This is a genomic window from Simplicispira piscis (assembly GCF_054783455.1).
The window spans coordinates 142303-163881 of the sequence record NZ_BAAGQN010000010.1 but is presented as its reverse complement, the minus strand read 5'-3'; the positions used below and the strand labels follow the sequence as shown (position 1 = coordinate 163881).

Here is a 21579-nt window from a genome sequence, read left to right as displayed (position 1 = left end):
CGGGTGACGATCCCTCAGTCTTTCATCCAGGAACTGCTTGCGCGCGTTGACGTGGTAGAGATCGTCGGCCGCTACGTTCCGCTGAAAAAAGGCGGCGCCAACTTTATGGGACTGTGTCCCTTCCATGGCGAAAAATCCCCTTCTTTCAGCGTCAGCCCATCCAAGCAGTTCTACCATTGTTTTGGTTGCGGCAAGAACGGGAATGCCATCGGTTTTCTCATGGAACACGCCGGCATGGGCTTTGTCGAGGCCGTTCAGGACTTGGCACAGCAAGTTGGTTTACAGGTTCCGGACGATGACGTATCGCCCCAGGAAAAAGAACGCGCCGCCGCCGCGCGGCAAAAGCAGGCCACGCTCACCGATGTGCTGGAGAAGGCCGCCCAGGCCTACCGTGGCCAATTGCGCGTATCCCAGCGGGCCATTGCCTATTTCAAGGCGCGCGGAGTCTCCGGCGCAGTGGCCCGCAGCTACGGGCTGGGCTATGCACCCGAAGGCTGGCGCAACCTGGCCAGCGTGTTTCCCCAATACGACGACCCGCTGCTCGAAGAAAGCGGGCTCGTCATCGTCAACGCGGACGACGGCGACAAGCGCTACGACCGTTTTCGCGACCGGGTGATGTTTCCCATCCGCAACGTCAAAGGCGAATGCATCGGCTTTGGCGGGCGGGTGCTGGGCGACGACAAGCCCAAATACCTCAACTCCCCCGAAACCCCGGTATTCCACAAGGGGCGCGAACTGTATGGCCTGTTCGAGGCGCGTACCGCCATCCGGGAACAGGGCTACGCGCTGGTGACCGAGGGCTACATGGACGTGGTGGCGCTGGCACAGCTGGGTTTTCCCAACACAGTGGCCACCCTGGGCACCGCCTGCACCCCCGACCATGTGCAAAAACTCCTGCGCTTTACGGAGGCAGTGGTGTTCAGCTTCGATGGCGACAATGCGGGCCGCCGCGCCGCCCGCAAGGCACTCGACGGCGCCCTGCCCCATGCCAGCGACACACGCAGCATCAAGTTTCTTTTCTTGCCCCCCGAGCACGACCCGGACAGCTTTGTGCGCGCCCATGGCAGTGACGCCTTCGCCCGCCTGATCGGCGATGCCGTGCCCCTGAGCCGTTTCCTGGTCGATGCCGCCAGCGAGGGCTGCGACCTGGGCACCACCGAAGGGCGAGCCCACATGGCGAGCAACGCACGCCCCTTGTGGAGCCTGCTGCCCGACGGCGCACTCAAGCGGCAACTGCTGGGCGAACTGGCAGAACTGGCGCAACTCGACGTGCGCGACCTGTCCGATCTGTGGCAACAAGCCCATGCACGCGAAGCAACCCGGCGCCCTGCCGCCCCAGCGAGCGACGCCGCCCCTCACTGGGACCATCCTCCCCCCGATACAGGCTGGTTTGCACCCAGCGATGCAGGCTATGGAAAGCCCACCGGACGCAAGAGCGGCGATTGGAAAAACAGCCGCGGGCCCCGCAAAAACGCCAGCCCCTGGCCGCCCCAGCCACGCATGCCGCGCAGCCCCGCCACAGGCCGCATCGATCACGCCGCGCGGCTGCTGCTGTCCCACATGGATTTTCTCGAGCACCTGGGCCATGAGGACCACGCTGTGCTATGCGCCCAGCCCGCACCCCATGGCCTGCTCTTCGCCTGGCTGGAAGACCAGTTCCACAACCAGGGCGCCCAGCCCTGGGCCGTGCTGCGCGAGAGCCTGCGGGGCCATGCCTGCGAAGACCTGGCACAGAAGGTGATGACCGGGTCACACGCCCAGACCGAGGGTGACCTGCAGGAATTACGCCTGGAGCTGCGCGACCTGCTCGACCGCATGCTGATCGACGACATCAAGGAACAGCAAAAGACGTTGATCGCGCAGGCAACCCAAGACCCGAGTGCGCTCGAGCGCTACCGCACACTGGAACAAAAACGTAACGCCTTGCAAACAAAAATGGGCAGCCCGTCTTGAAATTTCCTGCTCTTGGTATAATTTAGGGTTGATCGGCAAGAGCGACAGCAGCACCTCCGGGCCGGGCCACCGTGACACACACGCACAATCGCCCAACATACCGCAAGGACTGCACTCCAAATGTTCGCCCAGACATCTTGCCTTTAAGGGTTTACCCCTCGAACCGCAAAGGCTCTGCCTTTGCCGTATCTCCCGCGCCGGAATCCGTGGCGCTTGCGTTTTCTTTGTTTCCTTTTTGATTCTGAGGTTGTCCATGCCCGCTCAAAAGCCCGCGAAGTCGCCCAAGTCCACCCCCGGCACCGCCGCCAAGGCCGCTTCCGCAACTGCCAAGAAACCACCAACCAAGACTGCAACGCCCGCCAAGAAGAGCGCCGCAGTGGCCCCGGTGGTCAAGAAAGCCAAAACTGTGCCCGTGACCAAGCCTTCCGCCAAGATAACCGCTACCGAAGAAACCAAGACCACCCGCGCCAAGACCGCGGTGGAAGCCGACGCGACTGAAACGCCCAAAAAGCGCCCGGGGCGCCCTGCCAAAGCCGCAGGTGACGCCACGACCAAAGCCCCGGCCAAGCGCGGACGCAAACCCAAGGCCGGCGCTGAATCGGTCGATAGCGACGACGCCGATCTGTCCGACATCGAATCCGACCTGGAAGGCGAAGTCGAGGAAAGCACCGAGACAACGGCCACGGTCGAAAAGGTCAAACCCCTGCGCATGAAAATCAGCAAGGCGAAAGAACGCGCCTTGATGAAGGAATTCGGCCTGGACGAGACCGTGCTGTCCGAAGAAGACATGGCCAAGCGCCGTTCGCGCCTCAAGACCCTGATCAAGCTGGGCAAAACGCGCGGCTACCTCACGCACGGCGAAATTTCCGACCACCTTCCCGACAAGCTGGTGGACCAGGAAACGCTGGAAGTCGTGATTTCGATGCTCAACGACCTGGGCGTGGCGGTGTACGAGCAAACGCCCGACGCCGAGCAGCTTCTGGTCACCAACACCGCCCAGACCGCGTCCACCGAAGAAGAAGCCGAAGAAGCCGCCGAAGCCGCCCTGTCTACCGTGGACAGCGAGTTTGGCCGCACGACCGACCCCGTGCGTATGTACATGCGCGAGATGGGTACGGTCGAGCTGCTCACCCGCGAAGGCGAAATCGAAATCGCCAAGCGCATCGAAGGCGGCCTGATGGCCATGATGGAAGCCATCAGCGCATCCCCGGCCACGATTGCCGAAATCCTCAACATGGGCGAGGACATCCGCGAAGGCAAGGTTGTCATCACAACCATCGTTGACGGTTTCTCCAACCCCAACGAGGCCGACGACTACGTGGCCGAGGAAGACTTTGACGAGTTCGACGAAGAAGACGACGACGACGGCAAGGGCGGCAGCAAAGCCCTGACGAAAAAGCTCGAAGAACTCAAAAATGAAGCGCTGCGCCGTTTCGACAGGATGCGCGAGCTGTTCGAGAAGGTCCACAAGATCTACGACAAGGAAGGCTATGGCACACCAGCGTATGTCAAGGCGCAAAGCGCCCTGTCCGCCGAGCTGATGACCATCCGCTTCACCGCCAAGACCATCGAAAAGCTGTGCGACATGGTGCGCGGCCAGGTCGACGACGTGCGCAAAAAAGAGCGTGAACTGCGCCGCATCATCGTGGACAAGTGCGGCATGCCGCAGGAAACCTTCATCAAGGACTTCCCAGCCAACCTGATCAACCTCAAGTGGGTCGAAAAGCAGGCAACCGCTGGCAAGCCCTGGAGCACGGTGATGGGCCGCAACATTCCACCCATTCAGGACCTGCAGCAAAAGCTGATGGACCTGCAAGCGCGCGTGGTGGTGCCGCTGGCCGAGCTCAAGGGCATCAACAAGCGCATGAACGAAGGTGAAGCCACCTCGCGCGACGCCAAGAAAGAGATGATCGAGGCCAACCTGCGCCTGGTGATCTCGATTGCCAAGAAGTACACCAACCGTGGCCTGCAATTCCTCGACCTGATCCAGGAAGGCAACATCGGCCTGATGAAGGCGGTGGACAAGTTCGAATACCGCCGTGGCTACAAGTTCTCGACCTACGCCACCTGGTGGATCCGCCAGGCCATCACGCGCTCGATCGCCGACCAGGCGCGCACCATCCGCATCCCGGTGCACATGATCGAAACCATCAACAAGATGAACCGCATCTCGCGCCAGCACCTGCAAGAGTTTGGCTTCGAGCCCGACGCCTCCGTGCTGGCCGAGAAGATGGAAATCCCCGAGGACAAGATCCGCAAGATCATGAAGATCGCCAAGGAGCCGATCTCGATGGAAACCCCCATCGGCGACGACGACGACAGCCACCTGGGCGACTTCATCGAGGACGGCGCCAACACCGCTCCCATCGACGCTGCCATGCAGGCGGGCCTGCGCGACGTGGTCAAAGACATCCTCGACGGCCTGACACCGCGTGAAGCCAAGGTGCTGCGCATGCGCTTTGGCATCGAGATGTCTACCGACCACACGCTGGAAGAAGTGGGCAAGCAGTTTGACGTGACGCGCGAACGCATCCGCCAAATCGAAGCCAAGGCGCTGCGCAAGCTCAAGCACCCCAGCCGGTCAGATAAACTTCGCAGCTTCATCGACTCGCTTTAATGCACTGCGCGGCAAATGCGCGGTGCCCATCAGAGATGATCCAGCCACGCATTTTCAAGGCCGCTTTCTTTTTTTTCGTTGCCGCAGTGGTGCTCGGTATTTACATACCGGGCCTGCACAACGAATTACTCTTTGACGATCTCCGACTCAAAGACACCATATTTGGCAATTACGGTGGCCTGTTGGAATTCAAACAACGCCTGCTTTCGTATGGCAGTTTTGTCTGGATACAACAAATGTTCGGCGAAGGCTGGTGGAAGCAGCGGGCAGTCAACCTGTTGCTGCACGGAGGCGTCGCAGGAGCGCTGTATCTGCTGACGCGCGACCTTTTACGCAGTGCAAAGTTTCCGCAACCACTGGAGTCAGCCCCGCAGTTTGTAGCCTCACGCGAGGCCGCCGTGGCGGTGGGGATTGCACTCTTTGCCGTCAACCCCATGGCCGTGTACGCCGTAGGTTACCTAGTCCAGCGCTCCATTGTCATGGCGACACTGTTCGCGGTGCTGGCGTGCTGGTTCTTTGTACGTGGCCTGCTCAACCAGCGACCTTATTGGTACGTACTGGCATTGCTGAGTTACTTGTGTGCCGTACTCTCTAAAGAGCATGCCGTCATGACAGCAGCCATGGCGGTACCGCTCTACATATACATCAAGCGCCCCGGCTGGAAAACCACTGCCATCGTGGTAGGCATCAGCCTTGCGCTGCTGGGCACCATTACGGCCGCAATGCTAGCCACCTATGGCAACATTTTAGGCCGCTTGTTTGATGACCAGTCTATTCAATATGCGTTGCAACTAGAGAAAATGAGCCCGGGTATTACTGAGCGCATGTATCCCCTGAGCATCTTGAATGAAGCTGCGCTCTTCTTTGTGTATGGCACGCTGTGGTTCTTACCCAATGTCTTGTGGATGTCCGTTGACCTGCGGCCAGCGTTCCCCACGTCATTTACCTATATGCCGCAACTGTTGGGGGCCATTGCTTATATCGCCCTTTTGATTGCGACCATTTATTATTTCTTCAAAAACAAAAATGTTTTTGGATTGATTGCACTCTTACTGTTTTTTCCGCTAATTTTGTTTTTTACAGAATTTTCTACAGTATGGGTGCAAGACCCTCTTGTTTTATACCGTAGCTATCTCTGGGCCATAGCGTTCCCAGGTTTGGTTGCCATCGCTCTGATCAGATTAAAACCAAAAACAATCTACGCGATCGGTACAGTTTTAGCCCTTGCCTTCGGGGGATTGGCCCTTGAACGCAGTCTGAGTTTGCAGAGCGAATTCACAGCCTGGAACGATGCCGCAGAAAAAATCGACCCCAATGCACCGGCAAATGCAGTGGGACGCCACCGCCCATTTCTCAATTTGGGTGTTTATCATGCGGGAAACAGTGCCTACCACCTGGCATATAATAATTTTGCCACAGCCCAAAAATTGGGGGCGTTGAGTGGCACCGCGCTTTTCAACATGAGTGGTATTTTACAAAAGCAAAAAAAACCAAAGGAAGCATTGACAGTCCTTCAAGAGGCGGAGTCCCAAGGCTTCGATGCAATGACCTCGCTGCACTTTCAAAAAGGCGAATCCCAATTGGCACTGGGCCAACCGGTAGAAGCCCTGAACAGCTATACCGCTGCGCTAGAAAGCACAGACAAAAATTCAATTCCTGAAGAACTCAATAACTTCAAAAAGCACATTCGCAGTAAACATGCCCATATTGCGCTCACCATACAAAAATACGACGTTGCAGCTGAAGACTACCGTCTGCTCCTTCAAACCGAACCAGGCTCCGTAAAATACCAGTATGGCCTAGCACAGTCTTATAGTGGCCAAGGTAAAACCAAAGAATCACTGGCAATTTTCGATCAACTGATTGCCACAAACCCTAGCGCTGCCATGCACCATGGTCGGGCAATGGCCTATTTCAAGGCGGGCAACAAAACCGCTGGGCTCAAAGACCTTGACCAAGCCATTGCCCTGGATCCTCAAAATTCAATCTATCAGCGTATCCGCATCCAGATTTCCGCTGGAATGGAAGTGCGCTGACCCCAAGCATGGCTCTCACCGTTTTGCACATTGGCAAGTTCTTCCCACCCCACATGGGGGGGATGGAAGTTTTTCTAGCCGACCTGATTCACGAGCAACGAAAAAATGGCATGAATGCCCATGCCCTGGTGCATGGCAACCCACTGCCCGATGATCCCGAATGGATCATCCGTGTCCCTGTGCAAGCCACCCTCATTTATGCCCCCATCGCGATAGGGTTTAGAAAAGCGCTCGCACAAGCCATCCAAAAAATCCAACCCCAAGTGCTTCATCTGCACATGCCCAATAATTCTGTTTTTTGGGCATTGACGCTTGCTGATGCACGCGAAATACCGTGGGTGGTTCACTGGCAATCCGATGTGGTTGCATCCCGCATTAAGTTTGCAGTCAGGTTAGCCTACCAGCTGTACCGCCCTTTCGAGCAAGCCGTGCTGGACCGCGCAGAGAGAATCATCGTTACATCTCCGCCATACCTGCAAGCCAGCGCCCCACTTGCACGCTGGCACAGCAAATGTGCCGTGGTACCACTGGGGCTGAACACAGACCTTCTGCCCCCCCATACCCTTGGTTCAACAACCACAAGCCCGTGGCGCAGCGGCACGCTTCGGCTGCTTTCCATTGGACGATTGGCCTACTACAAAGGGTTTGAAACCTTGATTCAGGCGGTGGCCGAAATGCCTGGGGTAGAGCTGATCATTGCAGGCGAAGGCGAATCCAGGGAGACCTTGGAGCGGTTGATTCAAACAATCACCGCGCCCAACACCACGCCAAATATTCGCTTGCTGGGCCATGTGACTGATCAACAAAAAAATGCGTTGTTGAGCAGTTGCGACATTTTTTGCCTGGCTTCCAGAGAGCGCACCGAAGCGTTTGGCATGGTGTTGCTTGAAGCAATGACCCACTCTCGCCCATGCATTGGCTCCAACCTGCCTGGCTCGGGTTTGCCATGGGTGGTAACGCAGGCAAACGCCGGCCTGCTGGCCGAGCCCGAAGACATACCAAGCTGGAAAATGGCAATTAGCCAACTACAGCAAAACCCCGCGCAGCGACAAAGGCTTGGCGAGTCTGGTTTTAAAGCATTACATGAACAGTTTTGCATTCAAGTCTGCGCAACCCGCGTAGCCAATCAATACGCCATTGCCACCTCTGGCACAAACCCGCCCGCCTCTGACAAGGGCATACTGATTGTGATTCCTGCCAAGAATGAAGCAGCCACCATTGGCGCCATGCTCGCCAACCTGCAATCAGCGGGCTGGAACGACATCGTAGTCATTGATGATCAGAGCGACGATGGCACCGGCGCCATTGCCCGCAACGCCGGCGCCCATGTGTTGCAACCCGTTTTACCTGTGGGCGCCTGGGGTGGCATGCAGGCAGGCATACGCTACGGGCTGAGCCATGGCTACCAAGCCGTCATCACCATGGATGCTGACGGGCAGCATGAAGTGGATGAAATCCCCACGCTGCTGGCAGCGCGCGCGCAATCAGACGTCGTGATCGGCTCCTTCCCTGAACGCGCCAGCAAACTCCGCAGAATGGCCTGGCACTTGTTTCGCCAACTGGCGGGCTTTGATTTGCGGGACCTGACTTCGGGTTTTCGGCTCTACAACCGCAAAGCCATGGCTGTGCTGGCCTCTCGCGAAGCCTCGCTGCTTGATTACCAGGATCTGGGCGCATTGCTGCTGGTGCGCCGCGCGGGCCTGCAAATCGAGGAGGTACCCGTCTCCATGAATGTGCGCAGCGCAGGTACATCGCGCATCTTTCATTCTTGGCTGAGCGTAGCGCGGTACATGGCAGCTACTACATTGCTGTGCCTGGCGCGCTGGCGGGTAGTGAAGCGCCGCTGATACGGGCACACTGTTAGAGCACCGCATAGCCAGCATGAGCAATTGCGCCAATCACGACTTACCCTTATTGTCACATCGGCTGCTCACAGATACATTTCGTATAGATTTGCGGGAAGTATTTTTCAGCCCGTCGTCCCAGTCGATGCAGGCACTACATTTTACTCAAACCCACGATTAATATTGCTTGCCTCCTTTATAAGATCAATTCTTTTGCAATTGCATTTTATCTATCAAAACATAATCATTAAAAATCACATTTCCAGCAAAGCCAAAATGGAGGTGACAGGCATGGCAGCAATCCGTTGCCACACCCATACCAGCTATTGATTTTTCAAATATTGACCAGCTGATGCATACGCATTCGTTCCGCGAAAAGCAGACCGCTTCGCCTGGCCCAGTTAACAATATTAAATTATGGTGAATCCATGAAACTCAACATAACCAAGCTCTTGATTATATCAACATGCTTAATTTTAGGGACAATTGCGAACTCGACTTGGGCTGGCCCTGCATCACCGGACATTCTAACTATTGAGCAGCCTGATGGGGCAATAAAACTAATCAACAAAGGCGATGAATATCAAGGATGGACAGAAACCATCAATGGCTACACTGTTATTCAAAATGCATCTGGAAATTTTGAATATGCAGAAAGAGCGGCAAATGGATCACTCGTTCCTTCAGGCATTCTCATCGCGCCTGCCCGAGAACTGCTTAACCAAGGCGCCCCTAATTCTATCCCTTTTGAAAAAAGTCTCCGTCCGCCACGTCGCACCGATATTGAACGGCAAAACGCAGATGATCGAAATAGCCTGCGACCAAGTACGAGCACCCAAGGACCCGTCAGCGGGCCATGGACACCTTATCCTGCATCTGGCACACGCAAGCTACTTGTTATTCTGGTAGAGTTTTCTAATCGTACACTCGCAACTACACCAAACGATTGGTATAGCACACTTTTCGACACCACTACAAATGCAAAGTCAGTGGTTAATTATTATAAAGAAAATTCTTTTGGCAAGCTAACAATCTACCCAGCAGAACACACTCAAGTGGGATCCCCCTCCGGGATTGTCAAAGTTACGTTGCCGCAAGCACATCCTAATTGCGGGAGCAGCTGCACATATATTACGGAAACAACTTGGATTCAGGCCGCATTAAACCAAGCATCAATTTCTGTCAATTTCAATGCCTTCGATACTAATAATAATGGGGCCATTGATAATTCAGAACTGGTCGTTTACTTTATTTTGGCTGGATATGAACGCTCAGGATCGCCAAAGACCCCAAATGTGTGGGCTCATGCATGGGGAGGCTCTGGTGTTACGGCTGGTTCCAAAAATTTTACAAAATGGGCGCTTAATGGTGAATTAAACAACGGAGACCTGCGCCACCCCAATGGAGTTATCGCACATGAACTCGGACATTCTATGGCCGGGCTTCCAGATTTATATGACACAGCGGGCTACAACGAGGGGCTTGGTGTATTCTCTCTCATGGCCGGCGGAAGCTGGGGTAAATCCAACAGCGACACATCCAGTGGGGACACACCTGTAGGGCTGGATGCTTGGTCGAGAACCTACCTGGGGTGGGCATCGCCCAGAGTACCATCAAGCAACGGTACAGCACTCAGTTTTCCAGCTCCACTCACCGCTGAAACCGCGCCAGTTAAGCTTGTGAATTCATCCGTTAGCACGACAGAATATTTTCTTGCAGAGAATAGAATCCCATCCCGGTGGGATCTTGGGATGCAGTCACAGTTGGGTGATTTGTGGGCTGGCGGATTACTAATCCAACACATTGATATCAACATTGGTAATTCTTCTAACAATGGCACCGCCGGTAGCAATGATATAAATAAATATGTGCCAGGCGCACATCAGGGCGTCATGGCTGAAGAAGCAACGAACCAATGCTCACTCGTTGCATTATCGAACTCCTCCCGCGGATGCCGCGGCGTACTTTTTTTCAGCGGGAACAACTCTGCATTCGGAAAAACCACATCACCTAATAGCAACCTTTATAACGGAACACAGACCTCAAGAGGACTGTCGAATATATCAACTCCGTCTGCATCAATGTCTGCGATATTTGAAGGAGACCCTTCGCCCACATTCAAACTGGGTGATTTTAATTTTGATGGAAAGTCAGATATTCTTGTTGAAAACTCTATTACTGGTTCAAAAGGTATCTGGTACATGAATGGCCCTTCAATTATCAGCGGGCAGGAATTTGTGACGACACCTCCAGATTGGAAAATGACTGGGGTTGGTGATTTTAATTCCGATGGAAAATCAGATATTGTTGCAGAAAACTCAACAACCGGAGAAAGAGGCATTTGGTACATGAATGGCTCAACAATCGTCAGCGGGCAAGTTTTCGCTACAGTTTCAACGAGCTGGAAAATTGTCGGAACTGGAGATTTTAATTACGATGGCAAAATAGATATTTTGGTGGAAAACTCAACAACCGGAGAAAGAGGCATCTGGTATATGAATGAATCTACAATCGTCAGCGGGCAAGTTTTCGCTACAGTTTCAACGAGCTGGAAAATTGTCGGAACTGGGGATTTTAATTACGATGGAAAAATAGATATTTTGGTGGAAAATTCAACAACCGGAGAAAGAGGCATCTGGTATATGAACAACTCTATAATTACCAGCGGACAAGTTTTTTCTACAGTTCCAGCAAATTGGAAAATTACCGGAACTGGAGATTTTAATTACGATGGCAAGATTGATATTTTGGTAGAAAATTCATTAACAGGAGAAAAAGGTATTTGGTTTATGAACGGAGCAAGCATAGGAAGCGGCTCTGTCTTTGTTACGGCTTCAACCGACTGGAAAATATCTCAATAAACTTCATTACTTTTTTCATAAAAAACCCAGCATTGCTGGGTTTTTTATTTTTCAATGATTTTTAAATGAAAATAATCAATATTCTATATATTCAAAAGCAGAATGCCGCATATATTCATGACTATACAGATAAATGCTATTTTTAGAGAGATCATGAATCCCTCCTGCATTGTGATTCTTGATTGAATGCATCTCCTTGCTCAGGCCACAGACCGATACACCTCTGTGGTCTGCGCAAGGCAGCGCTCCCAAGTCAGCACACCCGCGCGTGCCAAGCCGCGATCAGTGGCACCAGCCCGCCATGGTGCGTCTTCTATCAGACGCGCCAGTTTCGCCCGGATTGCCTCCACATCATCAGGATCAACCAGCAGAGCAGCACCATCGGTCACCTCGGGCATGCACGAGCGATCAGAGGTCAGCACCGGCACGCCCGATGCCATGGCCTCCAGCAGGGGCAGGCCAAAACCTTCATAAATCGAGATCATGGCAAAGGCGTGCGCCCCGGCGTAAATGGCGGGCAGGTCTGCCTGGGGCACAAACCCCAGATACCGTAACCAGCCCTCGGCTTGGCCACGCTCGATCAGTGGCCGCACACGCTCGTTCAGCCAGCCACTGGCGCCCGTCAAAACCAGCGGAAAACGTGCCCGCAGCGGTGCGGGCAAGCCTACATAAGCGGTAATCAGCTGATCCAGCCGCTTGCGCGGCTCCAGCGTCCCTACGCTAAGCACATATTGCCCGCACACCAAGCCATGGCGGGCCAGCACCGGCAGCAGTTCAGCCGGGGTATGGGGGCGAAAGGATGCATCCACCCCCAGATGAATGGCGGTCACCCGCTGCGGCGCCACAGAATAATCGGTAATCAACTCCTGGCGCACGGTTTCAGAGTCAGTGATCAGGGCATCGGCGCGATCCAGCGAGCGCCTGAATGCCAAATCGAAATACCGCCTGCGTGCAGCCGGATGCGTCTGCGGGAAACGGACGATAGACAAATCGTGCACCGTGGCGACCATGGGCCCGTCATAGGCGGGAAGAAAATAGTTGGGCGAGTGGTACACCGCCCCCTTCCCCTGGCGCAATAGCTGGCTGCGCAACACCTCAGACACCCGGTCATACACCTCCACCGCCCAATGCTTGGTCGCCATATAGCGGCGTACAGGCACCAGCCATGGCGGAGACACAGGAATAGCCGCTGCCACAGGCGGCCCACCTGCACCCAAGCTGCTGGGCACACGGCCCCAAGCCCACATGCCCAGATAACGCAATTCTTCCACGTCATCGCGCAGCGGCAATCGAGTGGCCAACTCATAGGCATAGCGGCCAATGCCGGTCAGTGGCGGAAAGATGGCATCAGTCGCCAGAATCAGCCGCAAGCCCATTCCCATCCCCCTCAGGCCGCTGCGGCAGCCAACATGCGTGCCAGCGTAGCATCCAGCGATGCCGCTGTGGGCCAAGCATCGCCTGCTGCGCGCCACACTGCCTGCAGGCGGGCCGAGTCGCCGCACAGGCGCTGGATCTCATTGGTGCGCACAAAAGCCGGGTTAACGCGCACCTCAATGTCGTACCCGGCCAAGCGACGTAGCCGTGCAATCACGTCATCCAGCGTATAGGTAATGCCAGTGCAAATGTTGTAGAGCCCCAGCGGCTCACCATGGGCCAGCAGGTGCAGGTACGAGCGGCATACAAAATCGACATCGTTGTACTCGCGCTCTACATGCAGGTTGCCCAGTTCAACCACCGGGGCGCGGCGCACAAAGTGGTCTACCAGCTTGGGTATCAAAAACTGCGGCGCCTGGCCTGGCCCGGTGTAGTTGAAGGGCCGGGTCAGCACCAGCGGCAACCGGTCGGCGTAAGTGCGGGCCAAGTGCTCCATGGCCAATTTGCTGGCCGCGTAATGGTTGACTGGCGCCGGTGCCTGCGATTCGGCAATGGGCGATTGCGGGCAGTTGCCATACACATTGGCGCTGCTGGCCACCAGCACGCACGATGGGCGCACGGCCTGCCCCGCCACCGCTGCCAACAAGTTCAGCGTGCCCAGCACGTTGACGCCATAAAATTCCAGCTCGTCCGTATGGCCCACAAAGCTGAGCGCCGCCAAATGCACCACCGTCCAAGGCTGCGCCTGGGGCAGCGCCGCCACCGCCAAGGCCACCGCGTCCGTTACCGCCTGGGGCTGCGTCAGGTCAACCTGCAGCGCTGTGACGGCGTGGCCCGCCTGCCGTGCCAGCGCAGCAAAACGCAGCCCGGTAAAGCCGTTGGCGCCCGTCAGCAGAATGTTCAAAACGATGCACCGTTTTGATTGCGGCGCAAATCTGCCTCCACCATCATCTGGCACAGCTGCTCCAGCGTAGTGGTGGGTGCCCAGCCCAGCTTGGCCTTGGCCTTGGCGGGGTTACCAATCAGCAGCTCTACCTCTGCTGGGCGGTAAAACTTGGGGTTGATGCGCATCACCGTCTTGCCGGTGGCGGTGTCCACGGCCGTCTCCTGTTCCGCAGCACCCCGGAAGTCCACCGCAATGCCAGCGCCCTTGAAGGCCATGCGCACAAAGTCGCGCACGGTCTCTGTGCGGTTGGTGGCCACCACGAATGTATCGGGCTCGCCCACCTGCAACATGCGCCACATGGCATCCACATATTCTTTGGCAAAACCCCAATCACGTTTCGCATCAAGGTTACCCAGCTCCATCACATCGAGCTTGCCCAGCTTGATCTTTGCAACGCTGTCGGTGATCTTGCGGGTGACAAACTCGCGTCCGCGCAGGGGGCTCTCATGGTTGAACAAAATGCCGCTGCTGCCAAAAATACCGTAGCTCTCGCGGTAGTTCACCGTCATCCAGTGCGCATACAGCTTGGCCACGCCATAGGGGCTGCGCGGATAAAAAGGCGTTTCTTCCACCTGCGGAATCGCCTGCACCTTACCAAACATTTCTGACGTGCTGGCTTGGTAGAAGCGGATTTTTGGATTAACCAAACGAATGGCTTCGAGCAAATGCAGTGCGCCGATGCCGGTGATCTGCGCCGTGGTGCTGGGCTGGTCAAAGCTGACGCCCACAAAGCTTTGTGCAGCCAGGTTATAGATTTCGTCGGGCTGCACTTTTTGCACCAGTGAAATGCTGGAGCCCAAATCGGTCAAATCGTATTCAACCAAATGCAGATTGGGGTGATTTTGAATACCCAGCTCTTCCATCCGCCAAAAATTCACAGAGCTGGTGCGGCGGAATGTGCCGTACACCGTATAACCTTTGTCGAGTAAAAGCTGCGCCAAATATGCGCCGTCTTGGCCTGTGACTCCGGTAATAATTGCAGATTTCATAATAAAATATTCTTTTCGTAAATTTGCCAAGCAGGGTAAAAAATTGCCAAAAACGAAGCAAACCGCCTTCAAACAATGCTTACTATTGAAAGACTAACACTTCATCTTGGACGGGCGAAAACATAGTACTTATTCAAGAGATAGGAAGCAAAAATATAAACGCCACCAGCCAGAATTTGCGAAATACCAGGATTAACAAATATCACTCGAATAAAAAACAGCAATGCCACAAAATTAGCCGCATACGCAATACAAAAAACCACAAGAAAACGCAAAAACTCAACACTTCTTTTTTGAATACTTTTGAATGTGAAATTTCTATTCAGAACATATGATAGCAGCAGTCCAGCCAAATATCCAACAAAGTTGCTAATTTCAGGCGAAGCACCCATCAAATACATTACAAAAAATATTATTGCATATCCAAATGCAGTGTTAGCAACCCCGACAAGCAAAAATCTGAAAAATTGCTTCATTATGCACGGATTGCTTTAACCCAATATTGACCACCAAGCGGCAGCCATCCAAGCATATTTTCAAGCGGCAATAACAGCGGAAGCGATGGTGGTACAAACAAGCAATACGCTCCACCTTGCACAGAAAAAAGAGCATTAACCAATCGCAATTTAAGCTCGGAGGGTCGGAGCAAAACAGCGTCACGGTCGTATGGGCAATTATTCACAATCCTCCGTGTTACTGGATTAAATGGATTATGTTCAAAAATTACTATTACCCCACCAGAACGAAGGCGCTGGTAAAGCGCCGACATTACTGCAGCACGCTCCACTACAGGTATATGATGGAATACACCCGCAATAAAAATAACATCATATGGCTCATCAACATAAAAATCAGCTTTATCAATATAAAAATTGATATCTGGATTGTCCGCGCGCGCTATTTTTAAACTTGCATCTGAAATATCAGATCCGGAGATTTCTGCCCCAGGAAAAGCGTCCTTCAGAAAAGGAATATTTCGCCCGATACCACAACCATACTCTAAAACTCGCCGAGGGGATCCAGGAATCTCACGGCGCAGTATGTCAATTTTATATTTGGCGAAATAAGCTTCACTCTCAGAAAAAAATCCCGTCCCCTCTCGCAACAACTGATTATATTCATCTGTATACTCATCAAAATCAACTTTTTGTTTGCTCATGATAGACAATTTCTTCGTCAATGATATAACGCGGACGGCCTTTCACCTCTTCATAAATCCCACCAATGTAAGCACCAATAATACCCAATACTGTTAACTGAATTCCACTAAACAGCAACAAGAGAACCACAACAGTCGTCCAGCCGTCAGGTATTGATTTGTCTATGAAGTATTCAATAACCGCCCATACCATTAGCAAAAAAGATAACAAAGAGAAGGCTGTCCCAACAACAATCCCCAACTGCAGTGGCTTGGTGCTGAACGAAAGAATTCCAGACATCGCAAGCTGTAGCATCTTAGAGAGCGAGTACTTAGAATAACCTCCGGCACGCTTGTGGGCGTCATAGTCGACAGAGGTTTGACTGAATCCAATCCATGTAAAAAGTCCGCGAAGGAACATGTTGCGCTCACGGAAGTCTGTAGAAATAATCCGTGCAACCCGTCCAGAAATCAATCGAAAATCCGCTGCGTTTGCATTTATGGATACATTCGTAATTCTCGCCAAAAATTTATAGAAAATATTCCCGGCAAACTCTCGAAAAGGATTTATTTCTTCAGTTGAACGTCGGACAGTATATACCACTTCAAATCCAAGTCGAAATTTATCCATTAATTCAGGAATCAATTCCGGTGGATGCTGCAGGTCGCTATCCATCATTATCACAACGTCGGATTCCAAAGATTTGTCAATCCCCGCAACAAGAGACATTTGATGCCCAAATCTTGAGGAAAGCGTTATGACTTTTGTCCGCAAATCGCTTCTGACAATTGCACGCAATACATTAATAGTATTATCAGAACAACGATCGACTACATAAAGAATTTTGGCATCTACATTCAATAATGAATCAAGCACCATGCTTAGGCGTGCATGGAAAGCACCAATGACTTCCTCCTCGTTGTAAACTGGCGCGAGGACGGTTAATTTAATTTTCGACATCGGCATTCCAATTAAACACTAGCGCTTTTGTTTTTGAAATATCTGCATATATTGCTGGCACATCGTATCCGCGCCGGTTTGTTAGCCCCGCACCTTCGACGACTATCGCATCTTGCAGACTATAGGATGCCAATTCTCGCAAGAGCAATTGACGCATCGTGATAGGAATTCCACTTGCGACATGATAAACATTTCCAGCTTCACCAATTTCCGCGATAGCCATCAATTGCGTTATCGCATCATCAATAGAAATATAATCTCTCACTGCAGACAGTGGCCCAACTTCGATGCGTGTACGTGAGCCCCTATGAATTTCAGCGATCTGCTTATGCAACCGACCTACAAATAGCCGCTCAGACAAGTTCGGGCCAAGAAGGTTGAACACACGTGCCACCACAACATCTACGCCTCGACTGGCATAAAGATAGCCAAGCTCAGTTTGCCAAGCTTTGGTTAGGCCATAGGTCGACACTGGCCGCAGTAGTTGAGATTCACGGATCGGGTTCTCGTCAGGCGTCACTAGTCCATACTCGGCGGCCGAACCGATGAGAACAACACGCGCGCGTAGATTTAGACGCTCAATGACTTGCAGCATGGATCTCGCAGCCAATACGTTCACTGCGTATGCCTCGTCGAAGTTGTCTAAAAACGTCGCTGCAAGATGGATGATCAGGTCCGGTTTTGTGCATTCAATAGTTTCTACAATGCGATTAGGGACAAGCAGGTCTAGCGGCCAATCGCTAGACGTCCGCGCTGGTGCAATAACATCAAATTGCTCTGAATCTACTCGCAGATGATCAATAAGTGCCCGGCCCAACGCCCCAGTTGATCCTGTCACCAACACGGTACGTTTCATTGGATACCTAATCGAGAAGCCAATTGTTCAAAGTTCGCATCGGCATACTCGTAGTCGTCTGGACGGCCTATATCCAACCAATAGCCAGAAAATGGTCTGATATCAACGCGTTGACCCTGGGCTAAACTATCAATCATCAGATTGTCGAACCCATACTTCTGGCCGCGTGGTAAATTCTGGATAACGGAACGGTTAATACAATAGATGCCCATACTTACATCAAAATCGTATTCTGGCTTTTCCTTGAAACTCTCGAGTCGACCTGAAGAATCGTAGCCGAGCACGCCAAAGTCAATTTTTACATTCCGCCGAAATGCAGAAACAGAAATCTGACTTTCGGCTGTAACGTGAGCATTAAAAAATGACTGATAATCGAGATCACAGAGGATATCCCCGTTCATAACGAGAAACGATTCGGGAAGATCTTCAATCAACGTCAAGGGGCCAATCGTACTCAGCTCACCCTCTTCGAGCGAATAGTCGATTCGAACACCAAGACGTGAACCATCACCAAAGTAAGCCATGATCAACTGTGAGAGATGATTTACGGCAAGTGTGATATGAGTGAACCCTGCTACACGCAGCTGCAAAATTATCACTTCCAGGATTGAGTACCTTCCGCCTAGCGGAACCAACGGCTTCGGAATTAAGGTCGTGTATGGGCGCAGGCGTGTGCCTTTACCTCCGGCGAGGATAATTGCTCTCATAACATACTCCATTCACAAATTGTAAAGCCATGCTTTGTATCGAGATAAATTGTCCGGTTTTTTGAACCATTCGATCGTCTCTTTCAAACCTGTATTCAAATCATGGGCAGGTCGCCAAGGGGTCAATGTTGTGATCTTTTTATTATCACCTATCAGGCGAAATACTTCAGAAGCATCGGGCCGAAGTCTCTGCTCCTCCGTAACCACTGAAGCAGCTGGGTTCAACTCCGAGATCAGAAAGGCTGCTACATCGCCGATGGTATGTTCTATGCCTGTGGCAATGTTCACCTCTTCCCCAATAGCCGAATCACATTCAGCCAATGCGATGAAACCATCGACAGTGTCCTTAACGTAGTTAAAGTCGCGCGTTGGGCTGAGGCTACCCAGACGCAAACTTGTTTCACCAGACAACAATTGTGTGATCACCGTCGGTATCACGGCACGTGCCGATTGTCGCGGTCCATAGGTATTGAAAGGTCTGACAATAGTAACGGGCGTTTCAAAAGATCGATAGAACGACTCTGCCAGTCGGTCTGCGCCGATTTTTGTCGCACTATACGGAGATTGCCCCTGAAATGGATGCCGCTCGTCAATAGGGGCGTATTGTGCGGTGCCATAAACCTCTGAGGTAGATGTAATTAGAACCCGCTCAGTACCTAACCGCCGGGCGGCTTGAAGGACATTCAAGGTGCCTTTGATATTTGTATCAACGTAGGAATCCGGAGAATGGTAAGAGAACGGAATGGCTATTAGTGCAGCAAGGTGGAATACTACGTCACACCCTTCCATAGCGGTGGCGACACCATTCGGGTCACGGATGTCACCCGCAAATACATCCAGCCCACGTATCTTCTCTTGCGGAAGCGTATCGAGCCAACCCCAACTATTGGATGAGTTGTAATACACAAATGCTCTCAAATCGCATCCATGATTGAGCAACTTCTCGCACAAATGGCTACCAATAAAACCATCAGCACCCGTTACCAAAACTTTTTTACCTGCCAAATTCACTTTCCACTCCTTGGTTACGTTATTAATTTGAAATTGATTTCAAGCCCGAATCCATTATATAAAAACAAAGAACGCGAGTTTCGCCGGGTGGAAGCGACATCTTTGCAGCTGTAGTCGAAAAATTTACTATTTTTTTACCTGATGGTGCAACTGTCACCGGGAAATCTATGAGCACCGGCACTGGCCCTAACTTTGCAATTTTACTGAGCGATCCAGAAGAAAACACAACTTCACCTTGGGTTCCAGAAGCAACATAAAAAGATAAGGTACCGATCCAAGGGGCATTATGTGCGTTGGCAATCACAATTTCACTATTTGAGCGATACCATCGAAATATTCTTCCCTCAGAGTTATGCTATGGACCGTGAAAACTTTTACTTCAATTAAATCTAGGTGCATTAAGAATTTTTTCACTCTGCTTCTCAAACGCCACCTCGCCTAACTGCATCTTTAATTTTTTTTCGATGGGGAACAAGCTCAAGACTGTATACCGTTGGCTAGCTCCGGCTGCGACCTCGGTGGCACCAGTCAGAAGTAATGATGAAATAATCTTATCACCATTATCTTCGTATCCAAAACGGTCAATCCAAATTAAATCAAATTTCGACAAGACAAGTGATTCAGCAAGAGCTTCACCTTCCAATCCATTTAATTGGCCCAGCCAACTCCGATGCTGCCGGGAAAAGGAAGGCCAACTCCACATCAGACCGCTTGACCATAAAAATGGTTTAGCATGATCGTAAGGCAACATGCGCTTCATTCCAGGATCCGGGGGGAATCCAGTAATCGGCAGCTGAAATACAGAAGTTCCCTTTTGATATTTAGCTTCAATACTTCTGACCAACTCTCTTTCCTGCGTTGCGGAACTTAGATCTGCTTCACGTCTATCTATCAAATGGCGCGCATCAAGCACTTGATCATAGAGACTAAAAATAATTAAACTACCGAAAATTCCAATACAAATATTTTTAGATATTTCAGTTCGAATTTTTGGAATTAATTCTTGAATTATCAACACCAATCCCACGAGAGAAAAAAATGCTAAAAATACAGAAAATCTGTTATACCCTCTAATATCTGGTAAGATTTGATTGAAAATCGCCCCGAATCCACCAACAGTCGTAAAAAGAAAAGTAAATAAACTCAGCGACGCCACAATTTTTACATCTTCACCCCTACTATTGCCATACTTTCCACCCATACCGACTGACACCGCGAGTAAAAACAAAAAACCAATCCCAGCCATAGGTCCAAGACGCGCTGTAATATTCTCATTCTCATTAGGAAAATTTGAATTTCTGTCACTCCTCGCCCAGTGACTTATAATTGGCATTTGATTGGCCTCATTAGGTACAAGCAATTTTCGCAGCTTTAGGCCGTATACTTCTGCCTCGGCTGCAGATTTGTAACCCATGTCGGGTGGCTTCCCATACTGAGACCAGCTGATAAAAGAGGGCGCCAAATTGATTGCTGCAGCCAATGAAATTAATGCCACAGCGACAGCCGCCTCCTTTATTGAGTTTTTTGATTTATTTCGAATGGCCCCAAGAGTTCCTGAAAAGAAAAACAGTACAATCGCAAAAAAACTAAAATAAATGTAATTAAACCCTTGAGCGACCGCCGCTCCATAACCCAATATACGTATTAATCTGGCTTGCGGGTGATCGCCTCCCTTCGCAATATTGATCGCCAACAAAGCCAACAGAGGTACCGTGTAATAGACCAACGAAATATGCGCAACATTCCTCAAAAACGCAAAAGGAAGGAACGCATAAATTATCGATGCAGCCAGTGCAAGCCATTTTTTTATACCAAACAGATGAAGAGCGATGATTGCAGACCATGCAGTTAACACGACACTAAGCAACCAAAATATATTAAGCACTGCGCCAGCATCAGAAACAAATAATGAAATACCCTTCATTAATAACCAATCGAAATTAGTCATAGATGGGAATGCTGCAGCACTCAAACCAAAAGGCGCAGAAAGTTGCGGCACATAGTAAACCCAACCATTATCAATCATTCCTTTAATCGGAACAACAAACCACAATGTATCGCCCCAGTAATTAAAAGGAACACGTAAATCTGCTTGCCATAGCTTTAATACAACCACTTCCAAAAATAGCACGACAAGAAAACTTTGCCACAAGAGCGTCACGATTTTTTTCTTATTATTTGAATTTATATTCATAATCTATTTGTGAAAATATTCGCGCAAAGAGTTATTATTTGATTGCTCAAGCATTTAATATGAATGGCGCAATAATAATCTGAACGGAGCAA

At 51.5% G+C, this 21579-nt stretch carries 16 protein-coding genes; 5 read left to right on the top strand and 11 right to left on the bottom strand.

Annotation, left to right across the window (positions count from 1 at the left end):
- The first annotated feature begins 3 nt into the window (after window positions 1-3).
- The 5 genes from dnaG (at window position 4) to ACYVOC_RS06840 (ending at window position 11311) form a co-directional block, all read left to right on the top strand.
- Complete coding sequence (dnaG, locus tag ACYVOC_RS06860) at window positions 4-1953, top strand: DNA primase (protein ID WP_461161295.1); 1950 nt, start codon at window positions 4-6, stop codon at window positions 1951-1953.
- 253 nt (window positions 1954-2206) lie between these two features.
- On the top strand, window positions 2207-4570 hold the full coding sequence (rpoD, locus tag ACYVOC_RS06855) for an RNA polymerase sigma factor RpoD (protein ID WP_461161294.1): 2364 nt from the start codon (window positions 2207-2209) through the stop codon (window positions 4568-4570).
- Between the two features lie 35 nt (window positions 4571-4605).
- Entirely contained in the window at window positions 4606-6606 is a 2001-nt protein-coding gene (locus tag ACYVOC_RS06850; RefSeq protein ID WP_461161293.1) for a tetratricopeptide repeat protein, read from the top strand.
- 23 nt (window positions 6607-6629) lie between these two features.
- Complete coding sequence (locus ACYVOC_RS06845; protein WP_461161292.1) at window positions 6630-8453, top strand: glycosyltransferase; 1824 nt, start codon at window positions 6630-6632, stop codon at window positions 8451-8453.
- Window positions 8454-8878: 425 nt separating this feature from the next.
- Window positions 8879-11311, top strand: a complete 2433-nt coding sequence (locus tag ACYVOC_RS06840; RefSeq protein WP_461161291.1) for a M6 family metalloprotease domain-containing protein — start codon at window positions 8879-8881, stop codon at window positions 11309-11311.
- 200 nt (window positions 11312-11511) lie between these two features.
- Here the strand turns inward: ACYVOC_RS06840 and ACYVOC_RS06835 are convergent, their stop codons facing one another.
- From ACYVOC_RS06835 to ACYVOC_RS06785, 11 genes are all read right to left on the bottom strand, one after another.
- Entirely contained in the window at window positions 11512-12687 is a 1176-nt protein-coding gene (locus ACYVOC_RS06835) for a glycosyltransferase family 4 protein (protein WP_461161310.1), read from the bottom strand.
- A gap of 11 nt (window positions 12688-12698) precedes the next feature.
- Window positions 12699-13589 (bottom strand): NAD-dependent epimerase/dehydratase family protein, encoded by an 891-nt coding sequence (locus ACYVOC_RS06830; RefSeq protein WP_461161290.1) that lies wholly within the window; start codon window positions 13587-13589, stop codon window positions 12699-12701.
- Window positions 13586-14620, bottom strand: coding sequence for a GDP-mannose 4,6-dehydratase (gene gmd / locus ACYVOC_RS06825; RefSeq protein ID WP_461161289.1), 1035 nt, complete (start codon window positions 14618-14620; stop codon window positions 13586-13588). The genes ACYVOC_RS06830 and gmd overlap by 4 nt, the downstream gene beginning before the upstream one ends.
- Before the next feature lie 101 nt (window positions 14621-14721).
- Complete coding sequence (locus tag ACYVOC_RS06820; RefSeq protein WP_461161288.1) at window positions 14722-15096, bottom strand: GtrA family protein; 375 nt, start codon at window positions 15094-15096, stop codon at window positions 14722-14724.
- Window positions 15096-15779 carry a class I SAM-dependent methyltransferase gene (locus ACYVOC_RS06815; RefSeq protein ID WP_461161287.1) on the bottom strand — a complete coding sequence of 228 codons (684 nt, stop codon included), beginning with the start codon at window positions 15777-15779 and terminating at the stop codon, window positions 15096-15098. The genes ACYVOC_RS06820 and ACYVOC_RS06815 overlap by 1 nt, the downstream gene beginning before the upstream one ends.
- Window positions 15760-16719 carry a glycosyltransferase family 2 protein gene (locus ACYVOC_RS06810; protein ID WP_461161286.1) on the bottom strand — a complete coding sequence of 320 codons (960 nt, stop codon included), beginning with the start codon at window positions 16717-16719 and terminating at the stop codon, window positions 15760-15762. Before ACYVOC_RS06810 ends, ACYVOC_RS06815 begins: the two co-directional genes overlap by 20 nt.
- Window positions 16706-17575 (bottom strand): NAD-dependent epimerase/dehydratase family protein, encoded by an 870-nt coding sequence (locus ACYVOC_RS06805; protein WP_461161285.1) that lies wholly within the window; start codon window positions 17573-17575, stop codon window positions 16706-16708. Before ACYVOC_RS06805 ends, ACYVOC_RS06810 begins: the two co-directional genes overlap by 14 nt.
- The gene (locus tag ACYVOC_RS06800; protein ID WP_461161284.1) at window positions 17572-18282 is read right to left on the bottom strand and encodes a sugar phosphate nucleotidyltransferase; all 711 of its coding nucleotides are present in this window, start codon (window positions 18280-18282) and stop codon (window positions 17572-17574) included. Before ACYVOC_RS06800 ends, ACYVOC_RS06805 begins: the two co-directional genes overlap by 4 nt.
- A gap of 12 nt (window positions 18283-18294) precedes the next feature.
- The gene (locus ACYVOC_RS06795) at window positions 18295-19293 is read right to left on the bottom strand and encodes an NAD-dependent 4,6-dehydratase LegB (protein WP_461161283.1); all 999 of its coding nucleotides are present in this window, start codon (window positions 19291-19293) and stop codon (window positions 18295-18297) included.
- A gap of 22 nt (window positions 19294-19315) precedes the next feature.
- Entirely contained in the window at window positions 19316-19597 is a 282-nt protein-coding gene (locus ACYVOC_RS06790; protein ID WP_461161282.1) for a hypothetical protein, read from the bottom strand.
- Window positions 19598-19672: 75 nt separating this feature from the next.
- Complete coding sequence (locus ACYVOC_RS06785) at window positions 19673-21454, bottom strand: hypothetical protein (protein ID WP_461161281.1); 1782 nt, start codon at window positions 21452-21454, stop codon at window positions 19673-19675.
- Window positions 21455-21579 lie beyond the last annotated feature (125 nt).

Excerpts from the sequence above, each read along its gene's own strand:
- ACYVOC_RS06800 (WP_461161284.1), bottom strand. The coding sequence starts at position 18,282 with ATGAGAGCAATTATCCTCGCCGGAGGTAAAGGCACACGCCTGCGCCCA.
- ACYVOC_RS06820 (WP_461161288.1), bottom strand. The coding sequence starts at position 15,096 with ATGAAGCAATTTTTCAGATTTTTGCTTGTCGGGGTTGCTAACACTGCA.
- gmd (WP_461161289.1), bottom strand. The coding sequence starts at position 14,620 with ATGAAATCTGCAATTATTACCGGAGTCACAGGCCAAGACGGCGCATAT.
- rpoD (WP_461161294.1), top strand. The coding sequence starts at position 2,207 with ATGCCCGCTCAAAAGCCCGCGAAGTCGCCCAAGTCCACCCCCGGCACC.
- ACYVOC_RS06840 (WP_461161291.1), top strand. The coding sequence starts at position 8,879 with ATGAAACTCAACATAACCAAGCTCTTGATTATATCAACATGCTTAATT.
- ACYVOC_RS06850 (WP_461161293.1), top strand. The coding sequence starts at position 4,606 with ATGATCCAGCCACGCATTTTCAAGGCCGCTTTCTTTTTTTTCGTTGCC.
- ACYVOC_RS06805 (WP_461161285.1), bottom strand. The coding sequence starts at position 17,575 with ATGAAACGTACCGTGTTGGTGACAGGATCAACTGGGGCGTTGGGCCGG.
- ACYVOC_RS06835 (WP_461161310.1), bottom strand. The coding sequence starts at position 12,687 with ATGGGCTTGCGGCTGATTCTGGCGACTGATGCCATCTTTCCGCCACTG.
- ACYVOC_RS06815 (WP_461161287.1), bottom strand. The coding sequence starts at position 15,779 with ATGAGCAAACAAAAAGTTGATTTTGATGAGTATACAGATGAATATAAT.
- ACYVOC_RS06810 (WP_461161286.1), bottom strand. The coding sequence starts at position 16,719 with ATGTCGAAAATTAAATTAACCGTCCTCGCGCCAGTTTACAACGAGGAG.